Below are 14568 nucleotides of genomic sequence, written 5' to 3'. Positions count from 1 at the left end.
GGCGCCACTGCCCCGCGGCCCACTGCCTCCCGAGGGGGCCCACCCGGCCAGGGCCGGCTCGGCGCCGGAACGCGTGCGGATGCCGGCGCTGCAGCACGCCCGCGCCGACGACGGCACGCGCATCGCCTTCAGCCTGCGCGAGGCCGCCCCCGGCCTGCCGCGCATCGCCTTCCTGCATTCCCTGGGCATGGACCACGCGCTGTGGGGCCCGGTGAGCGAGCGCCTGGCCGGTCTGGCCAGCCTGCTCTGCCTGGACATGCGCGGCCACGGCCGCTCCGACAAACCCCCGCCGCCTTACGGCACCGAGCGCCTGGCGCGCGACTTGCGCGACGTGCTCGACCACGTGGGCTGGGCGCGCACCGTGCTCGTCGGCGCCTCGCTCGGCGGCTGCGTGTCGCTGGACTTCGTGGCCCACCACGCCGAGCGCGTGCAAGCCTTGGGCCTGGTGGACAGCACCGCCTGGTACGGCCCCGACGCGGGCCTGAACTGGAACGCCCGCGCGCGCCGCGCCCGCGAGGAAGGCCTGGCGGCCATGATCCCCTTCCAGGAAACCCGCTGGTTCAGCGACGCATTTCGGGTCAGCCGGCCCGACGTGGTCGAGCGCTGCGTGCGCACCTTCCTGGGCAACGACGTGACCGCGTTCGCCGCGCTGTCGGAAATGCTGGGACGCTTCGACGGTCGCCACCTGTTGCCGCGCATCCGGGTGCCCACGTCCATCATCGTGGGCGAAGAGGACTTCGCCACGCCGGTGGCCATGTCGCAGGCGCTGCAGCGCGGCATCCGGGAGGCGCGCCTGACGGTGATCCCCGCTGCGCGGCATCTGGTGCAGATCGAGCGGCCCGACGCGGTGGCCGCGATGGTCATGCGCCTGCTGGAGCGGGTGACGGCGAGCGCCTGAGCGCGGGCTGCGCGACAGCGCCAGGCAAGCGCCGGATTCCCCGCGGCTTCAGAAACCTCAGCGGAGGGCCGGTGGCCATGCCTGGCGATACGCTATATTCAGTCATATATAGCGATCGTGACCGAGGCTCCCGCATGCACCACCGCCTGACCCACACCCTGGCCGTCGTCCTCACCGCCGGCCTGTCCCTCGCCGCGCAAGCCGCCGACCTCACCGTCTCGGCCGCCGCCAGCCTGACGAACGCCTTCAAGGACATCGCGCCGCTGTTCGAGGCCGCCCACGCCGGCACCAAGGTGCAACTGAACTTCGCGGCCTCCGGCGTGCTGCTGCAGCAGATCGCCAAAGGCGCGCCGGTCGACGTGTTCGCCAGCGCCGACCAGGAAACCATGGACCGGGCGCAGGCCCAGAACCTCATCAAGCCCACGCAGCGCCGCGACTTCGTCTCCAACAGCCTGGTGGTCATCGTGCCCCAGGCCAGCGCCCTGCGGCCCCGGTCGGTGGCCGATCTCACTCGGCCGGAATACGCCCGCATCGCCATCGGCCTGCCCGCCAGCGTGCCCGTGGGCCGCTACACCAGGGACGTGCTCGAAGGGGCCGGCCTGTGGGGCGCCATCGAGTCCAAGATGGTGGGCGCCACCAACGTGCGCCAGGCGCTGGACTACGTGCAGCGCGGCGAGGTCGACGCGGGCTTTGTGTACGCCACCGACGCCGCGCTGATGGCCGACAAGGTCAAGGTGGCGCTGACCGTGCCCACGCCCAAGGCCATCCTCTACCCCGTGGCCCCGTTGCCCGCGGGGCCGAACGCCGCCATGGGCGAGAAGTTCGTCGACTTCCTGTTCACGCCGCCGGCCCAGGCGGTGCTGTCCAGGTACGGCTTCGGCAGACCCTGAACCCGCGCGTCGGTACCTGCCGTGGCCGAGGCCTGGACCCCCCTGCTGCTCACCTTGAAGGTGGCGGGTTGGGCCACCGCGCTCAACCTGTTCCTGGGCACGGCGGTGGGCTACGCGCTGGCGCGCCTTCGTTTCCCCGGCCGCGACGTGCTGGACGCCGCGCTCACCCTGCCCCTGGTGATGCCGCCCACCGTGCTGGGCTACTACCTGCTGGTGGTCATCGGCAGCCAGGGCGTGATCGGCGCCTGGCTGCTGCAGCACTTCGGCATCCGGCTCATCTTCACGGTGGAGGCGGCCATCATCGCCGCCACCATCGTGGCCTTCCCGCTGGTGTTCAAGGCCGCGCGCGCCGCCTTCGAAACGGTGGACCCGCAACTCGAAGACGCCGCGCGCACCCTGGGCCTCGGCGAATGGCCGATCTTCTTTCGCGTGACGCTGCCGCTGGCCTGGCGCGGCATCCTCGCCGGCCTGCTGCTGGCCTTTGCGCGCGCGCTGGGCGAGTTCGGCGCCACGCTCATGGTGGCGGGCAGCATCGTTGGCAAGACGCAGACGCTCTCCATCGCCGTCTACGAGGCGGTGCAGGCGGGGCAGGACGGCACGGCCAATGTCCTGGTGCTCGTCGCCTCGGCCGTGTGCGTGGCGGTGCTGCTGCTCGCCGGCCGGCTGGTGCCGGGCCGCGTGGCGTCGCGATGAGGGGCTGGCCTTGACCTGGGACATCACCCTGCGCAAGACCCTGCGGCAAGGCCACGCGCGCTTCGAGCTGGACCTGGCGTTCCGCTCGCCCGCGCCGCGCGTGGTGCTGTTTGGCCCCTCGGGCGCGGGCAAGACGCTGACGCTCAAGATGGTCGCGGGCATCCTGGCGCCCGAGGCGGGCCGCATCGCCGTTGCCGGCCGCGTGCTGTTCGACAGCGAGCGCGGCGTGCGCAGCAGCGCGCAGCAGCGCCGCCTGGCCTACATGTTCCAGGACTACGCCCTGTTCCCGCACCTCACGGTGCGGCAGAACGTGGCCTTCGCGGCGCGGCGGGGCCTGCGCAACCCGGCCAAGGACGAAGCGAACGCCGACGTTGACCGCTGGCTCGCCAGCTTCGGCCTGAACGCCGTCGCTGGCCACCACCCGCACCAGATCTCGGGCGGCCAGCGCCAGCGCACGGCACTGGCGCGCGCCTTGGTGTCGCGGCCCGCGGCGCTGCTGCTGGACGAGCCCTTCGCCGCCCTGGACAAGGCCCTGCGGCAGCGCCTGCGCGACGAGCTCAAGGACCTGCAGACGGAATTGAAGCTGCCGCTGCTGCTGATCACCCACGACGAGCAGGACGTGCGCCACCTCGCCGAAGACGTGGTCTGCCTGGACGCCGGTCGCGTGGTGGCGTGTGCCGACGCCCTGAAGGGCGGCTGATATCCTCGCCGCCAGCGAGATGGCAGCAGGAGCGGCCCCGATGGCGACGACGAAAATCAAGCGCAGAAGCAAAAACCCGCTGGAGGTGCACGGCGCGCTCTGGTTGTCGTCCGGTGGCGCCAGCCTGGCCGGCCATGGCCGCGTCGAACTGCTGCGCGCCGTGGCCGAGCACGGCTCCATCACTCGCGCCGCCAAGGCCTTCGGCATGAGCTACAAGGCCGCCTGGGACGCCATCGACACCATGAACCAGCGCGCCAGCGCGCCGGTGGTGGAGCGCGTGATCGGCGGCAAGGGCGGCGGCGCCACGCGGCTCACCGACTTCGGCCAGCGCCTCATCGACCGCTACGAGCTGGTGCACGCGGTGCACCAGCGCTTCCTGCGCCTGATCGAACAGGACGCCATGGACCTGGACCAGGAGTTCTCGCTGCTGAAGGTACTGAATATGAAGACCAGCGCGCGCAACCAGTGGTTGGGCACCGTCGCGGCCGTGCGGGCCGGCGCGGTGAACGACGACATCGAACTGAGCCTGCCCGGCGGCCTGCGCCTGTCGGCCATCGTCACGCGCGGCAGCACCGAATCGCTGGCGCTGCGCCCGCAGATGGCGGTGATCGCCCTGGTGAAGTCCTCGGCCGTGCTGCTGGCGGTGGACCTGGCCGGCGCGCGCGTGTCGGCGCGCAACCGCTTCCCCGGCCGCGTGCAGTCGGTGACGCCCGGGGCGGTGAACGCCGAGGTGCTGCTGCGCTGCGACGGCGGCCTGGAGGTGGTGGCCGTGGTGCCGCAGGCCGCCGTGGCCGAGTTGGGCCTGGCGCCGGGCGCCGAGGCCACGGCGCTGATCAAGGCCTCGGACGTGATCCTGGCGGTGGTGAGCTGAAGGCCCGCCCCCGCCAGACGCCGTTCAGATCCCCACCACCGACACCGCCTTGGTGTTGAGGTAGGCCTCCATCGCCTCGGGACCGCCCTCGGTGCCGTAGCCCGAGTCCTTGATGCCGCCGAAGGGCAGCTCGGCCGAGGGCGTGGCCGGCTGGTTGATCCACACCATGCCCGCTTCCACTCGGTTGGCCAGCAGCTGCACGTTCTTGTAAGAGCGCGTGAAGGCGTAGGCCGCCAGTCCATACGGCAGGCGGTTGGCTTCGGCGATCGCCTCCTCCAGCCGGTCGAAGGCGCGGATGCCCGCGATCGGGCCGAAGGGTTCGTTGTTGAAGAGGTCGGCCTTCAGCGGCACCGAGCGGATGATGGTGGGCGCGAAGAAGTTGCCGGCCTCGCCCACGCGCTCGCCGCCCGTGAGGACCTCGGCGCCATGCTCGGCCGCGTCCTTCACCACCTGGGCCATGGCCGTCACGCGGCGCGCATTGGCCAGCGGCCCCAGCGTGGTGCCCTCGGCCAGGCCATCGCCCAGCTTGAGGCCCTGCGCGTGCTGCGTGAGCGCGCGCGAGAAGTCCTCCACCAGGCTGCTGTGCACCAGGAAGCGCGTGGGCGAGATGCAGACCTGGCCCGCATTGCGGAACTTGGCCGCGCCCGCGGCCTTTACGGCCAGCGCCACGTCGGCGTCCTCGGCCACGATCACCGGCGCGTGGCCGCCCAGTTCCATGGTCACGCGCTTCATGTGCCGCCCGGCCAGGGCCGCGAGCTGCTTGCCCACCGCGGTGGAGCCGGTGAAGGTGACCTTGCGGATCACGGGGTGCGGGATCAGGTGACCGGAGATCTCGGCCGGGTCGCCGAACACCAGACCCACCACCCCAGGCGGCAGGCCGGCGTCGACGAAACAGCGCAGCAGCGCGGCTGGCGACGCGGGGGTTTCCTCGGGCGCCTTGCACAGGAAGGAGCAGCCCGTGGCCAGGGCCGCGCCCATCTTGCGCACGATCTGGTTGACCGGGAAGTTCCAGGGCGTGAAGGCCGCCACCGGGCCCACGGGCTCCTTGATGACCATCTGCTGCGCGGCCGTGTTGCGGCCCGGCACCAGGCGCCCGTAGACGCGGCGGCCCTCGTCGGCGAACCAGTCGAGGATGTCCGCGCCGGCGAGGACCTCGCCCCGGGCCTCGGCCAGCGGCTTGCCCTGCTCCTGCGTGAGCGCGCGCGCGATGTCGCTGGCGCGTTCGCGCAGCAGCGCGGTGGCGCGGCGCATCAGGGCCGCGCGTTCGTAGACCGACGTGTCGCGCCAGGTCTCGAAGCCCTTCTGCGCGGCCGCCAGCGCGCGCTCCAGGTCCTCGATGCCGGCGTGCGCCACCGTGCCGATGATCTGGCCCGTGGCCGGGTTGCGTACGTCGATGGTCTTGCCGCTGGCGGCGTCGACCCACTGGTTGGCGATGAGGAGTTGGGTGCTGGGGTAGGCGGTGGTGGTCATGGCAGCGGTGGTGTACGTCGACGGGGGCCGGCCGGCGTCGGCCGGGCCCCGTACCCTATCGCAAACGGCATAACCGGGCGCGGTGGGCGGCGGGCGCGCCCGCGCCCGCCGCCCCGGCTAGCCCACCATCTCCCGCCAGAGCGCCTGGAGCGCGTCGGGCCGCAGTTTGCCGCGCGCGTTGCGCGGCAGCGCGTCGATGATGCACACCGCCAGGGGCCGCTTCGCGCGCGGCAGCTGTTCCGCCGCATGGGCCTGCAGGGCCGGCGAATCCAGCACCGCGTCCTCGCGCGCCACCACGAAGGCCACCACCTCCTGGCCGTAGATCGCATCGGGCACGCCCACGGCGGCGGCCTCGGCCACGCCGGGGTGGGCCAGCAGCGCATCCTCGATCTCGCCGGGTGACACCTTCACGCCGCCGCGAATCACCAGGTCGTCCATGCGGCCCAGCAGGCGCACCACGCCGTCGGCCTCGCGCACCGCGAGGTCGCGTGTGCGGAACGCCTGGCCGCGGATGGGACGCAGCGTGCCATCGGGCTGCAAGGTGCCCAGCGCGAGCTTGGCGCCCTCGATCACCACCTCGCCGGGCTCGCCATCCGCGCAGGGCGCGCCTTGTGTGTCCAGGATGTGCACGTCCATGCCCGGCACCGGCCGGCCCACCGAACCGATGCGCCGGTCCACCAGCCGGTTGCCGCAGATCCAGCCGCCTTCGGACGAGCCATAGAGGTTGATGATGGAAATGCCCGTCTCGCGTTCGAAGCGCGCCCAGGTACTCGCGGCCAGCGGCGCCGAGCTCGAAGACATCACGCGCAGGCTGGCCGAGCTGGCGCGCAGGCGCTCCAGCGGGTGGCCCAGCAGGATGTTGAGCACCGTGGGCACGCCCGCCGCCACGGTGATGCCGTGGCGGGCGATCCACTCGGGAAAGCGCGAGGCCGAGAACTGGCGCGCGAGGTGCAAGGTGAACCCCAGTTGCAGGAAGGGCATGAGGCTCAGGATCTGCGGCGAATACCAGCTGAAGGAGCGGTAGTCGAGCAAGTGGTCGCTCTGGCGCAGATCGAGAAGGTGGGTGCTGGCCAGGCCGTTGAGCGCGTACGAGGCGTGGTCGTGCAACACGATCTTCATGCGCCCGGTGCTGCCCGAGGTGCAGCAGGCCGCGGCCAGATCCTGCGCGCGCGGCCCGGCCCGGTGCAGCGCGGCCCGCTGATGCGGTGCGTGCGCCGCGGCTTCCAGGCGGATCGCCGCCAGTTCGCCGGGCGCCGGTGGCCATTGGCCGAAGCGCAGGTGCGGGCCCATGCCGGCGGGGATGTCGGCCTCGCCCAGGCGCTGGCCGTGCAGCAGCAGCGCCGGCTTCAGGGTGTTGAAGGCGACTTGTGTCGCGGTGGCGCCGATCTGGGAAATGTCGAAGGGGCACACCACGGCGGCCAGGCGCCACAGGGCGAGCCACATCACCACGGTTTCGATGCCGCCGTCGATGATCAGCACCACCCGGCTGCCGTGGCCTACACCGCGTTCGCGCAGTTGCAGGGCCACGCTGTCCACCACGGCCGCCAGTTCACCGTAGCGGATGCGCTGGTCGCGATCGACGTCGACCACCGCGGCGCGCAGCGGGTCGCGCGCCGCGTGGCGCTCGAGCCATTGCGCGGGCGACAGCCAGTCGGACGCTGCGTGGCGTGGCTCCATGCGCGGGCGCCGGGCTCAGCCGGCCGTGGCCTGCGCGGGCGGCGGTGGCGGCAGGCTCAGGTTGGCCAGGGCCCATTCACGGAAGAGTTCCACGCGGCGCAGCTTGGCCTTGGCCGTTGTCGAGGTGAGGAAGTAGCTGGAGCTGGAGGCCACGCGCGTGCCGAAGGGCGCCACCAGCGTGCCGCGCGCGAGTTCGCGGTCGATCAGCGGCGTGCGGCCGATGGCCAGGCCCATGCCTTCCACGGCGGCCGCCTGCGAAGTGAACTGCAGCTGGAACACCGACTCGCCCGCGAAGCGCACGTGGCTGTGGCCGGCCGCGTCCAGCCAGGCTGGCCAGTCGTCCTGGTAGAGCGAATAGAAGTAGGTGCGGATGCGCACGAAGCGCGCCAGACGCTCGGCCTCGCTGCCCTCGGTGCCGATCGTGTCCAGCAACCGGGGCGAGCACACCGGGAAGAACTCCTCGCCGTGCAGCAGGTCGGTGCGCATGCCGCTCCAGCGGCCCGAGCCATAGCGGATGGCCACGTCGTGCGTGTTGTTGTCGAACTCGTCGAAGTTGGCGCTGGTGGACAGGTGCACCGTGATGTCCGGGTGCTGGCGCTGGAAGTCCGGCAGGCGCGGAATCAGGCAGTGCACCGCATAGGCCGGCAGACAGGCGATCACCAGCACCGTGTTGACGACCTTCTTGCGCGTGTTGTCGCTGGCGATGGCCAGCATGCTGATCGCCTCGCTCACCGAGCGCAGGTACTCGGAGGCGGCGGGCGTGAGCGCCAGCGTGTTGCGCTTGCGCGTGAACAGCTTGATCTCCAGGCGCTCTTCCAGGGCCTTGATCTGGTGGCTGATGGCGGTCTGGGTGACCGATAGCTCCTGCGCAGCGCGCGTGAAGCTCAGGTGGCGCGCGGCCGATTCGAAGGCCAGCAGGCTTTGCAGCGAAGGGATAAAGGGTCTCATGCGTGGGTTCTCGGCTGCTGCGCCCCGGCGTCGTGCGCCGTATGGGAACTCTGCGGCGCGCCGTTCAGCGGCGCTTTCGTCCAACCCCTGCATTCCTGAATAAGCCAGCGACGCGATGTTACCGGCTGCGCCGCGTGCGCGGCGGGGAGACGGCGGGGGTTCATCGCGAGCGGCCCGTGAGCTTGAAGCTGCCCTGCGCGCTGGCCAGCAGCAGCGTGCCTTCGTGCCAGGCCTCGGCGCGCGCGAAGAACAGCGTGCGCGTGCGCTGCACCAGGAAGCCCTTGGTGACCACCAGGCCGCTCGACGCCTTGTTGATGAAGTTGACCGTGAGCGAGACCGTGTGGCCGTGCGTGGGCTCGTGCATGGGCGGGCTGTACAGGCCCGCGTAGCCGCAGGCCACGTCCAGCAGCGTGGACAGTACGCCGCCCTGCAGAACGCCCTGGCGGTTGAGCAGTTCAGCCCGCACGGGCAGGTGGAACTCGCTGTAGCCCTCGTGCCATTCGGCCAGGCGCACGCCGATGTGCTCGAGGAAAGGGTTGTCGAGCGTGATCGGGCTGGGCGTGCGCATGGGGGGAGCTTAGGCAAGGCCGCCGATGGCCACCACTGAAAGCCATTCATGGGGCCATGAGAGGAAACCGGGTGACGGCGGCGCGAATGAGGGCCCCTCATGGCCGGATGAAAAACTATCGCTCGCGCCGCCCATACCCCGACGCTACTCTGCGCCGCACCCGATGCAGCACCCCCACCCGCAGGGGCGGACACGGGACCCATTCACGAACGAGCAGCAGGAGATGACCATGCAAACCTTTCCCGGCGCCAAGTCCGCCTTGTCCCTCGGCGCGGCCCTGTGCCTGGCCGCCGCCGCGCCCGCCCAGGCCCAGTACACCCAGGACACCGTCAAGATCGGCTTCGCCACCGACATGTCCGGCCTCTTCTCCGACATCGACGGCGCGGGCGGCGTCGAGGCCGTGCGCATGGCCATCGCAGACTTCGGTGGCCAGGTCGGCGGCAAGAAGATCGAGCTGATGTTCGTGGACCACCAGAACAAGCCCGACATCGCCTCCACCAAGGCGCGCGAGTGGATCGACGTGAACCAGGTCGACCTGCTGCTGGGCGGCGTGAACTCCGCCGTGGGCCTGGCCATGTCCAAGGTCTCGGCCGAGAAGAAGACGGTCTACATCTCGGTGGGCGCCGGCACCGCGCGCCTGACCAACGAGGAGTGCACGCCCTACACCATCAACTACGCGCTGGACACCATCGCCCAGGCCCGGGTGGCCGGACGGGCCGTGACCGAGGCGGGCGGCAAGTCGTGGTACTTCCTGGTGGCCGACTACGCCTTCGGCCATTCGCTGGAGAAGGACACCACCGAGGTCATCAAGGCCGCTGGCGGTCAGGTCAAGGGTTCGGTGCGCCACCCGGTGTCGGCGTCGGACTTCTCGTCGTTCCTCATGCAGGCCCAGGCGTCCCAGTCGCAGGTGCTGGGGCTGGCCAATGCCGGCAGCGATCTGCACAACTCGGTGAAAGCCGCCGCCGAATTCGGCGTCAACCGCAAGATGCGCATGACGGCCATGATGCAGTTTCTCTCCGACACCCACACCATGGGCCTGCAAGCCACGCAGGGCATGTACCTGTCCGAGGCCTGGTACTGGGACCTCAACGAAGATTCCCGCAAGTGGTCGCGCCGCTACTTCGAGAAGACCAAGCGCATGCCCACCGTGCTGCAGGCCGGGGCCTACTCGGCCACCATGACCTACCTGAACGCCGTGAAGGCCGTGGGCACGGACAACGCCGACAAGGTGATGGCGCAGCTCAAGAGCGCGAAGATCAACGACTTCTTCGCCAAGGACGGCTACATCCGCCCCGATGGCCGCATGGTGCACGACTACTACCTGATGCAGGTGAAGAAGCCGTCCGAGTCCAAGTACCCATGGGATTACTACAACCTGGTGGCCACGGTGAAAGGCGAGGACGCCTTCAACACCAAGGCCGAGTCCAAGTGCGCGCTCTGGAAGTGAATGCGCTTCCTCCAGGCGCCTGATCTGCCTGCGCCCGCGGGCCACTACGCCCAGGCCGTGGTGGCCAATGGCTTCGTCTTCGTCTCGGGCGTGCTGCCCTCGCCCGACACCGAAGGTTTCGAGGCCCAGGCGCTCGACGCGCTGGACCGTTGCGCGCGGGTGCTGCGCGCCGCCGGTTGTGGCTGGACCGACGTGGTCCAGTGCACCGCCTATGTGGTGGGGGTGGCGCACTGGCCCGCGTTCAATGCCGTGTACGCCAGGGTGCTGGGCGATCACCGCCCCGCGCGTGCCGTGGTGCCGGTGCCCGAGCTGCACCACGGTTGCCTGGTGGAGATCCAGCTCATCGCCGTCGCGCGCGACGGCGCGCCCGCGCCCGCGCAATGAGAGTCCCTCATGCGGCGATGAAAAAGCATCGCTCGCACCCAGGCGCCGCGCCTCCTAGACTGCGGGTCGGTCTCTTCTCTCCGTAGCCACTTCCTCGAACACCAATGGACACCCGAACCAACAGCCCCGCCGCCGACGCCACCGAACGCCTGCAGATGTACATCGGCGGCCAGTGGGTCGCTGGCACCAGCGGCCAGACGCTGGACAGCCTCAATCCCTACACGCAGAAAGTCTGGGCCACGGTACCCGACGCCAGCGAGGCCGACGTGAAGGCGGCCGTCGCTGCCGCGCGCGAGGCCTTCGACAACGGCCCCTGGCGTCAGACCACGCCGCAGCAGCGCGCCGCGCTGATGCGCAAACTGGGTGACCTGATCGCGCGCGACGCCGAGCGCATGGCGCGCATCGAGTCCATGGACAACGGCAAGCTGCTGCGCGAAATGCTGGGTCAGTGGAAGTACCTGCCCGAGTGGATGTACTACTTTGCCGGCCAGGCCACGCAGAGCCAGGGCGAGGTGCTGCCCAGCGACCGCCCCAATTTCATCGCTTTCACGCGCAAGGAGCCCATCGGCGTGGTCGCGGCCATCACGCCCTGGAACTCGCCCTGCCTGCTGCTGATGTTCAAGCTCGCGCCCGGGCTGGCGGCGGGGTGCACCTTCGTCGTCAAGCCGTCCGAGCACACGCCGGTGTCCACCTTGCGCTTCGCCGAGCTGGTGGAAGAGGCGGGCTTTCCGCCCGGCGTGTTCAACGTCGTCACCGGCGGGGCCGACGCGGGCCGCTGGCTGGTCTCCAGCCCCGACATCGACAAGATCAGCTTCACCGGCTCCGACGGCGTGGGCAAGGCCATCGCACGCGCGGGCGCCGAGAACTTCACGCGCGTCTCGCTCGAGCTCGGGGGCAAGTCGCCGCAGGTGGTGTTCGACGACTGCGACATCGAGGCGGCCGTCAACGGCGTGATCTCGGGCGTGTACGCGGCCACCGGCCAGACCTGCATGGCCGGCTCGCGCCTCATCGTGCACCGCGCCATCCACGACGAAGTGGTCAAGCGCCTGGTGGCGCGCGTGAGCGCCATCAAGCTCGGCGACCCGCTGGACATGGCCAGCGAAATGGGCCCGGCCGCCACCGGCCAGCAATTCCAGAAGATCCTGTCGATGGTGAGGTCGGCCGAGGCCGAAGGCGCCACGCTGGCCTATGGTGGCCGACAGGCGCCGCAGGGCGGCTTCTTCGTGCAGCCCACCGTGCTCACCCAGGTGCACAACCGGATGGACATCGCGCGCGAAGAGGTGTTCGGCCCCGTGCTCGCGGTCATTCCCTTCGACACCGAGGAAGAGGCCGTGAAGATCGCCAACGACACCCGCTACGGCCTGGCCGCTGGCATCTGGACGCAGAACGTTCAGCGCGCGCACCGTGTGGCGGGACAACTGCGCGCGGGCAGCGTGTGGATCAACGCCTACCGCGTCACCGCGCCTTTCGCGCCCTTCGGCGGCTTCAAGCACAGCGGCGTCGGCCGCGAGAACGGCCACGAAGGCATGAACGAATTCCTCGAGACCAAGACCGTGTGGGTGGAGCTCAGCGGCGCGCTGCGCGACCCGTTCAAGCTGGGCTGAAGCGCACGATGACGCAGGAATCTCTTGGCCGTTTCGACTACGTGATCGTCGGGGCCGGCTCGGCCGGCTGCGTGTTGGCCAACCGCCTGAGCGCCGACCCTTCGGTGCGCGTGTGCCTGGTGGAAGCCGGCGAGACCGACTGGTACCCGTGGATTCACGTGCCGATCGGCTACTTCTACACCATCAACAACCCGCGCACCGACTGGTGTTACGTGGCCGAGCCCGACGCGAATCTGGGCGGCCGTGGCATCAAGTACCCGCGCGGCCGCGTGCTCGGCGGCTCTTCGTCCATCAACGCCATGGTCTACATCCGGGGCCAGGCCGCGGATTTCGACGGCTGGTCCGCCATGGGCAACCAGGGATGGTCCTGGGCCGAGGTGCTGCCGTACTTCAAGAAGTCCGAGGACTACCACCGCGGGTCAAGCGACACGCACGGCGCGGGTGGCGAGTTGCGTGTCGAGGGCCTGCGCGCCCACTGGGACGTTCTCGACGCGTTTTGCGACGCGGCCGTGCAGTGCGGCATTCCGCGCAGCGAGGACTTCAACTCGGGCGACAACGAAGGCGTGGGCTACTTCGAGGTCACGCAGAAGAACGGGGTGCGCATGAGCACCGCGCGCGCTTTCCTCAAGCCGGCGCGAAGCCGTCCCAACCTCGAGGTCTTGACGAAAACGCAGGTGACCCGCGTGAGCTTCGACGGCACACGCGCCAGCGGCCTGGTGGTGCGGCGCGGCGGCCGCGAGTGGCGCATCGAGGCGGCGCGTGAGGTGATCCTGTCGGGCGGCACCATCGGCTCGGCCCAGGTGCTGCAGCTCTCGGGCGTGGGCGACGGCGCCGCTTTGCAGCGCCTGGGCATTGCCAGCGTGCGCCACCTGCCCGGCGTGGGCGCCAACCTGCAGGACCACATCGCCGCGCGCACCATGCTGCGCGTGAAGGACACCGTCACGCTCAACCAGCAGGCCAACAGCCTGTGGGGAAAGATGTGGATGGGCATCGACTACGCGCTGCGCCGCCGCGGCCCCCTGACCATTCCGCCCGCGTTGGTGAACGCCTTCGTGCGCAGCGATCCCTCGCAGCCCACGCCGGACCTGCAGTTCGTCTGCTACCCCATCACCTACGACAAGCTCGGCGATCCGCCACACGCCTTCCCGGGTTTCACGGCGGGCGTGTGCATGCTGCACCCCGAAAGCCGGGGCAGCGTCACGCTCAAGAGCCCCGACCCGCTGGCCGCGCCGGCGATCCACCTGAACTTCCTCGACACCGAGGCCGATTGCCGCACCGTGGTGAAGGGCCTGCGCATGTTGCGCGAGGTGTGCAACGCGCCCGCCATGCAGCGCTATGCGCCCGAGGAGTTTCTGCCGGGCCGAGAGATCCAGGACGAGGCCGAGCTGCTCGACGGCATCCGCAAGATGGCCGGCACCATCTTCCACCCCGTGGGCACCTGCGCCATGGGCACCGGCGAGCGCGCCGTGGTCGACGCGCGCCTGCGCGTGCACGGTCTCCAGGGCTTGCGCGTAGTGGACGCGTCCATCATGCCGAAGATCATCTCGGGCAACACCAATGCCACGGCCATCATGATCGGGGAGAAGGCCGCGGACATGATCAAGGCGGACGCGCGAAGCTGACGCAAGTCCAGGCCCAGGAGCGGCTGGGCCTTGAGATCCCGTCGAACCGGCGCATGGGAAATGGCCCATGCGACAAGCCCCGGTGGCTCACGCCTACCGGGGCTTGGATGACAAACGCCGGGAGGGCGTCAGCCCGCCCGCATCGCCAACACCGCCGCCAGCACCGCCACCGAAGCCGCTGTGGCCGACACCGCGGCCGCGACGACGGCGATCGCCGTGGCTGGGGTCCGCGTAGCCGCTGGCGCCTCGACGCCCGCCGCCGGCGCGGCGCGGGGCGTCGAAGCCATTGCCCCAGCCGTCGGACTGGTGGCGGCGACCGCAGCACCCGTGTCGGCCACCGGGGCCTCGTCACCCCGCCCCAGCTCCCGCACGAAGCGCGTGAAGAAGTCGTCCGCCATGCGCCGGGTCACGCCATCGATGAGCCGCGCGCCCACCTGTGCCAGGCGCCCGCCCACCTGGGCCTGCGCCGTGTAGCGCAGCCGCGTGCCCTCGGCCATGTCGTCCAGCACCACCGATGCCTCGCCCTTGCCGAAGCCGGCCACGCCGCCCGAGCCCTCGAAGCTCAGCGCGTAGGACGTCGGTGGGTTCACGTCGCGCAGCGCCAGCTTGCCCGCGAAGCGCGCGCGCACCGGGCCCACAGTGGCGGCCATCGCCACGCGGTAGCGGTTCTCGCCATCGGGCTCGAAGGTGTCGCAGCCGGCCAGGCACCGCTGCAGCACCTGGGGGTCGTTGAGCGCGCGCCAGACGCTCGCGCGATCGGCCTGGAGAATTTTTTCGCCTTGGATGTCCATGGTGT

14 protein-coding genes are annotated in these 14568 nt (G+C 70.4%); 9 read left to right on the top strand and 5 right to left on the bottom strand.

Going from position 1 to position 14568, the window contains the following annotated elements; translation table 11 throughout:
* Positions 1-79: 79 nt before the first annotated feature.
* The 5 genes from JNX00_RS00480 (at position 80) to JNX00_RS00460 (ending at position 4052) form a co-directional block, all read left to right on the top strand.
* On the top strand, positions 80-898 hold the full coding sequence (locus tag JNX00_RS00480) for an alpha/beta fold hydrolase (RefSeq protein ID WP_070399626.1): 819 nt from the start codon (positions 80-82) through the stop codon (positions 896-898).
* A gap of 134 nt (positions 899-1032) precedes the next feature.
* Positions 1033-1788, top strand: a complete 756-nt coding sequence (gene modA, locus JNX00_RS00475) for a molybdate ABC transporter substrate-binding protein (protein WP_070399627.1) — start codon at positions 1033-1035, stop codon at positions 1786-1788.
* Between the two features lie 21 nt (positions 1789-1809).
* Positions 1810-2481 (top strand): molybdate ABC transporter permease subunit, encoded by a 672-nt coding sequence (modB, locus tag JNX00_RS00470; RefSeq protein ID WP_204743784.1) that lies wholly within the window; start codon positions 1810-1812, stop codon positions 2479-2481.
* A 10-nt stretch (positions 2482-2491) separates the two neighbouring features.
* Complete coding sequence (locus JNX00_RS00465; RefSeq protein WP_239478222.1) at positions 2492-3181, top strand: ATP-binding cassette domain-containing protein; 690 nt, start codon at positions 2492-2494, stop codon at positions 3179-3181.
* A 40-nt stretch (positions 3182-3221) separates the two neighbouring features.
* Complete coding sequence (locus JNX00_RS00460; RefSeq protein WP_204743782.1) at positions 3222-4052, top strand: TOBE domain-containing protein; 831 nt, start codon at positions 3222-3224, stop codon at positions 4050-4052.
* 24 nt (positions 4053-4076) lie between these two features.
* Here JNX00_RS00460 and JNX00_RS00455 read toward each other — a convergent pair whose 3' ends face one another.
* The 4 genes from JNX00_RS00455 to JNX00_RS00440 all read right to left on the bottom strand — a co-directional run bounded on the left by JNX00_RS00455 (position 4077) and on the right by JNX00_RS00440 (position 8715).
* Positions 4077-5522, bottom strand: a complete 1446-nt coding sequence (locus JNX00_RS00455; protein ID WP_204743781.1) for an NAD-dependent succinate-semialdehyde dehydrogenase — start codon at positions 5520-5522, stop codon at positions 4077-4079.
* A gap of 117 nt (positions 5523-5639) precedes the next feature.
* Positions 5640-7199, bottom strand: a complete 1560-nt coding sequence (locus tag JNX00_RS00450) for a class I adenylate-forming enzyme family protein (RefSeq protein WP_204743780.1) — start codon at positions 7197-7199, stop codon at positions 5640-5642.
* Positions 7200-7214: 15 nt separating this feature from the next.
* Entirely contained in the window at positions 7215-8147 is a 933-nt protein-coding gene (locus JNX00_RS00445) for a LysR substrate-binding domain-containing protein (protein WP_070399633.1), read from the bottom strand.
* Positions 8148-8307: 160 nt separating this feature from the next.
* Entirely contained in the window at positions 8308-8715 is a 408-nt protein-coding gene (locus JNX00_RS00440) for a PaaI family thioesterase (protein WP_070399634.1), read from the bottom strand.
* 229 nt (positions 8716-8944) lie between these two features.
* On the opposite strand from JNX00_RS00440, the gene JNX00_RS00435 reads away from it, so the two are divergent.
* The 4 genes from JNX00_RS00435 to JNX00_RS00420 all read left to right on the top strand — a co-directional run bounded on the left by JNX00_RS00435 (position 8945) and on the right by JNX00_RS00420 (position 13772).
* A complete protein-coding gene (locus tag JNX00_RS00435) occupies positions 8945-10162 on the top strand; it encodes an ABC transporter substrate-binding protein (RefSeq protein WP_204743779.1) in 1218 nt (405 codons plus the stop codon).
* Positions 10163-10546, top strand: a complete 384-nt coding sequence (locus tag JNX00_RS00430) for a RidA family protein (protein ID WP_070399635.1) — start codon at positions 10163-10165, stop codon at positions 10544-10546. It begins immediately after the preceding gene.
* A gap of 104 nt (positions 10547-10650) precedes the next feature.
* A complete protein-coding gene (locus tag JNX00_RS00425; RefSeq protein WP_204743778.1) occupies positions 10651-12150 on the top strand; it encodes an aldehyde dehydrogenase in 1500 nt (499 codons plus the stop codon).
* A gap of 8 nt (positions 12151-12158) precedes the next feature.
* Entirely contained in the window at positions 12159-13772 is a 1614-nt protein-coding gene (locus tag JNX00_RS00420; RefSeq protein ID WP_204743777.1) for a GMC family oxidoreductase N-terminal domain-containing protein, read from the top strand.
* Positions 13773-13900: 128 nt separating this feature from the next.
* Here the strand turns inward: JNX00_RS00420 and JNX00_RS00415 are convergent, their stop codons facing one another.
* Positions 13901-14563: a carbon monoxide dehydrogenase subunit G gene (locus tag JNX00_RS00415; RefSeq protein WP_070399638.1), complete on the bottom strand. Its 663-nt coding sequence runs from the start codon at positions 14561-14563 to the stop codon at positions 13901-13903.
* Positions 14564-14568: the final 5 nt, after the last annotated feature.

The sequence above is a fragment of the Hydrogenophaga sp. YM1 genome (assembly GCF_016903055.1).
GTDB lineage: Bacteria > Pseudomonadota > Gammaproteobacteria > Burkholderiales > Burkholderiaceae_C > Hydrogenophaga > Hydrogenophaga borbori.
The sequence above is the reverse complement of the archived record's forward strand: the minus strand, read 5'-3'. Positions and strand labels throughout refer to the sequence as shown.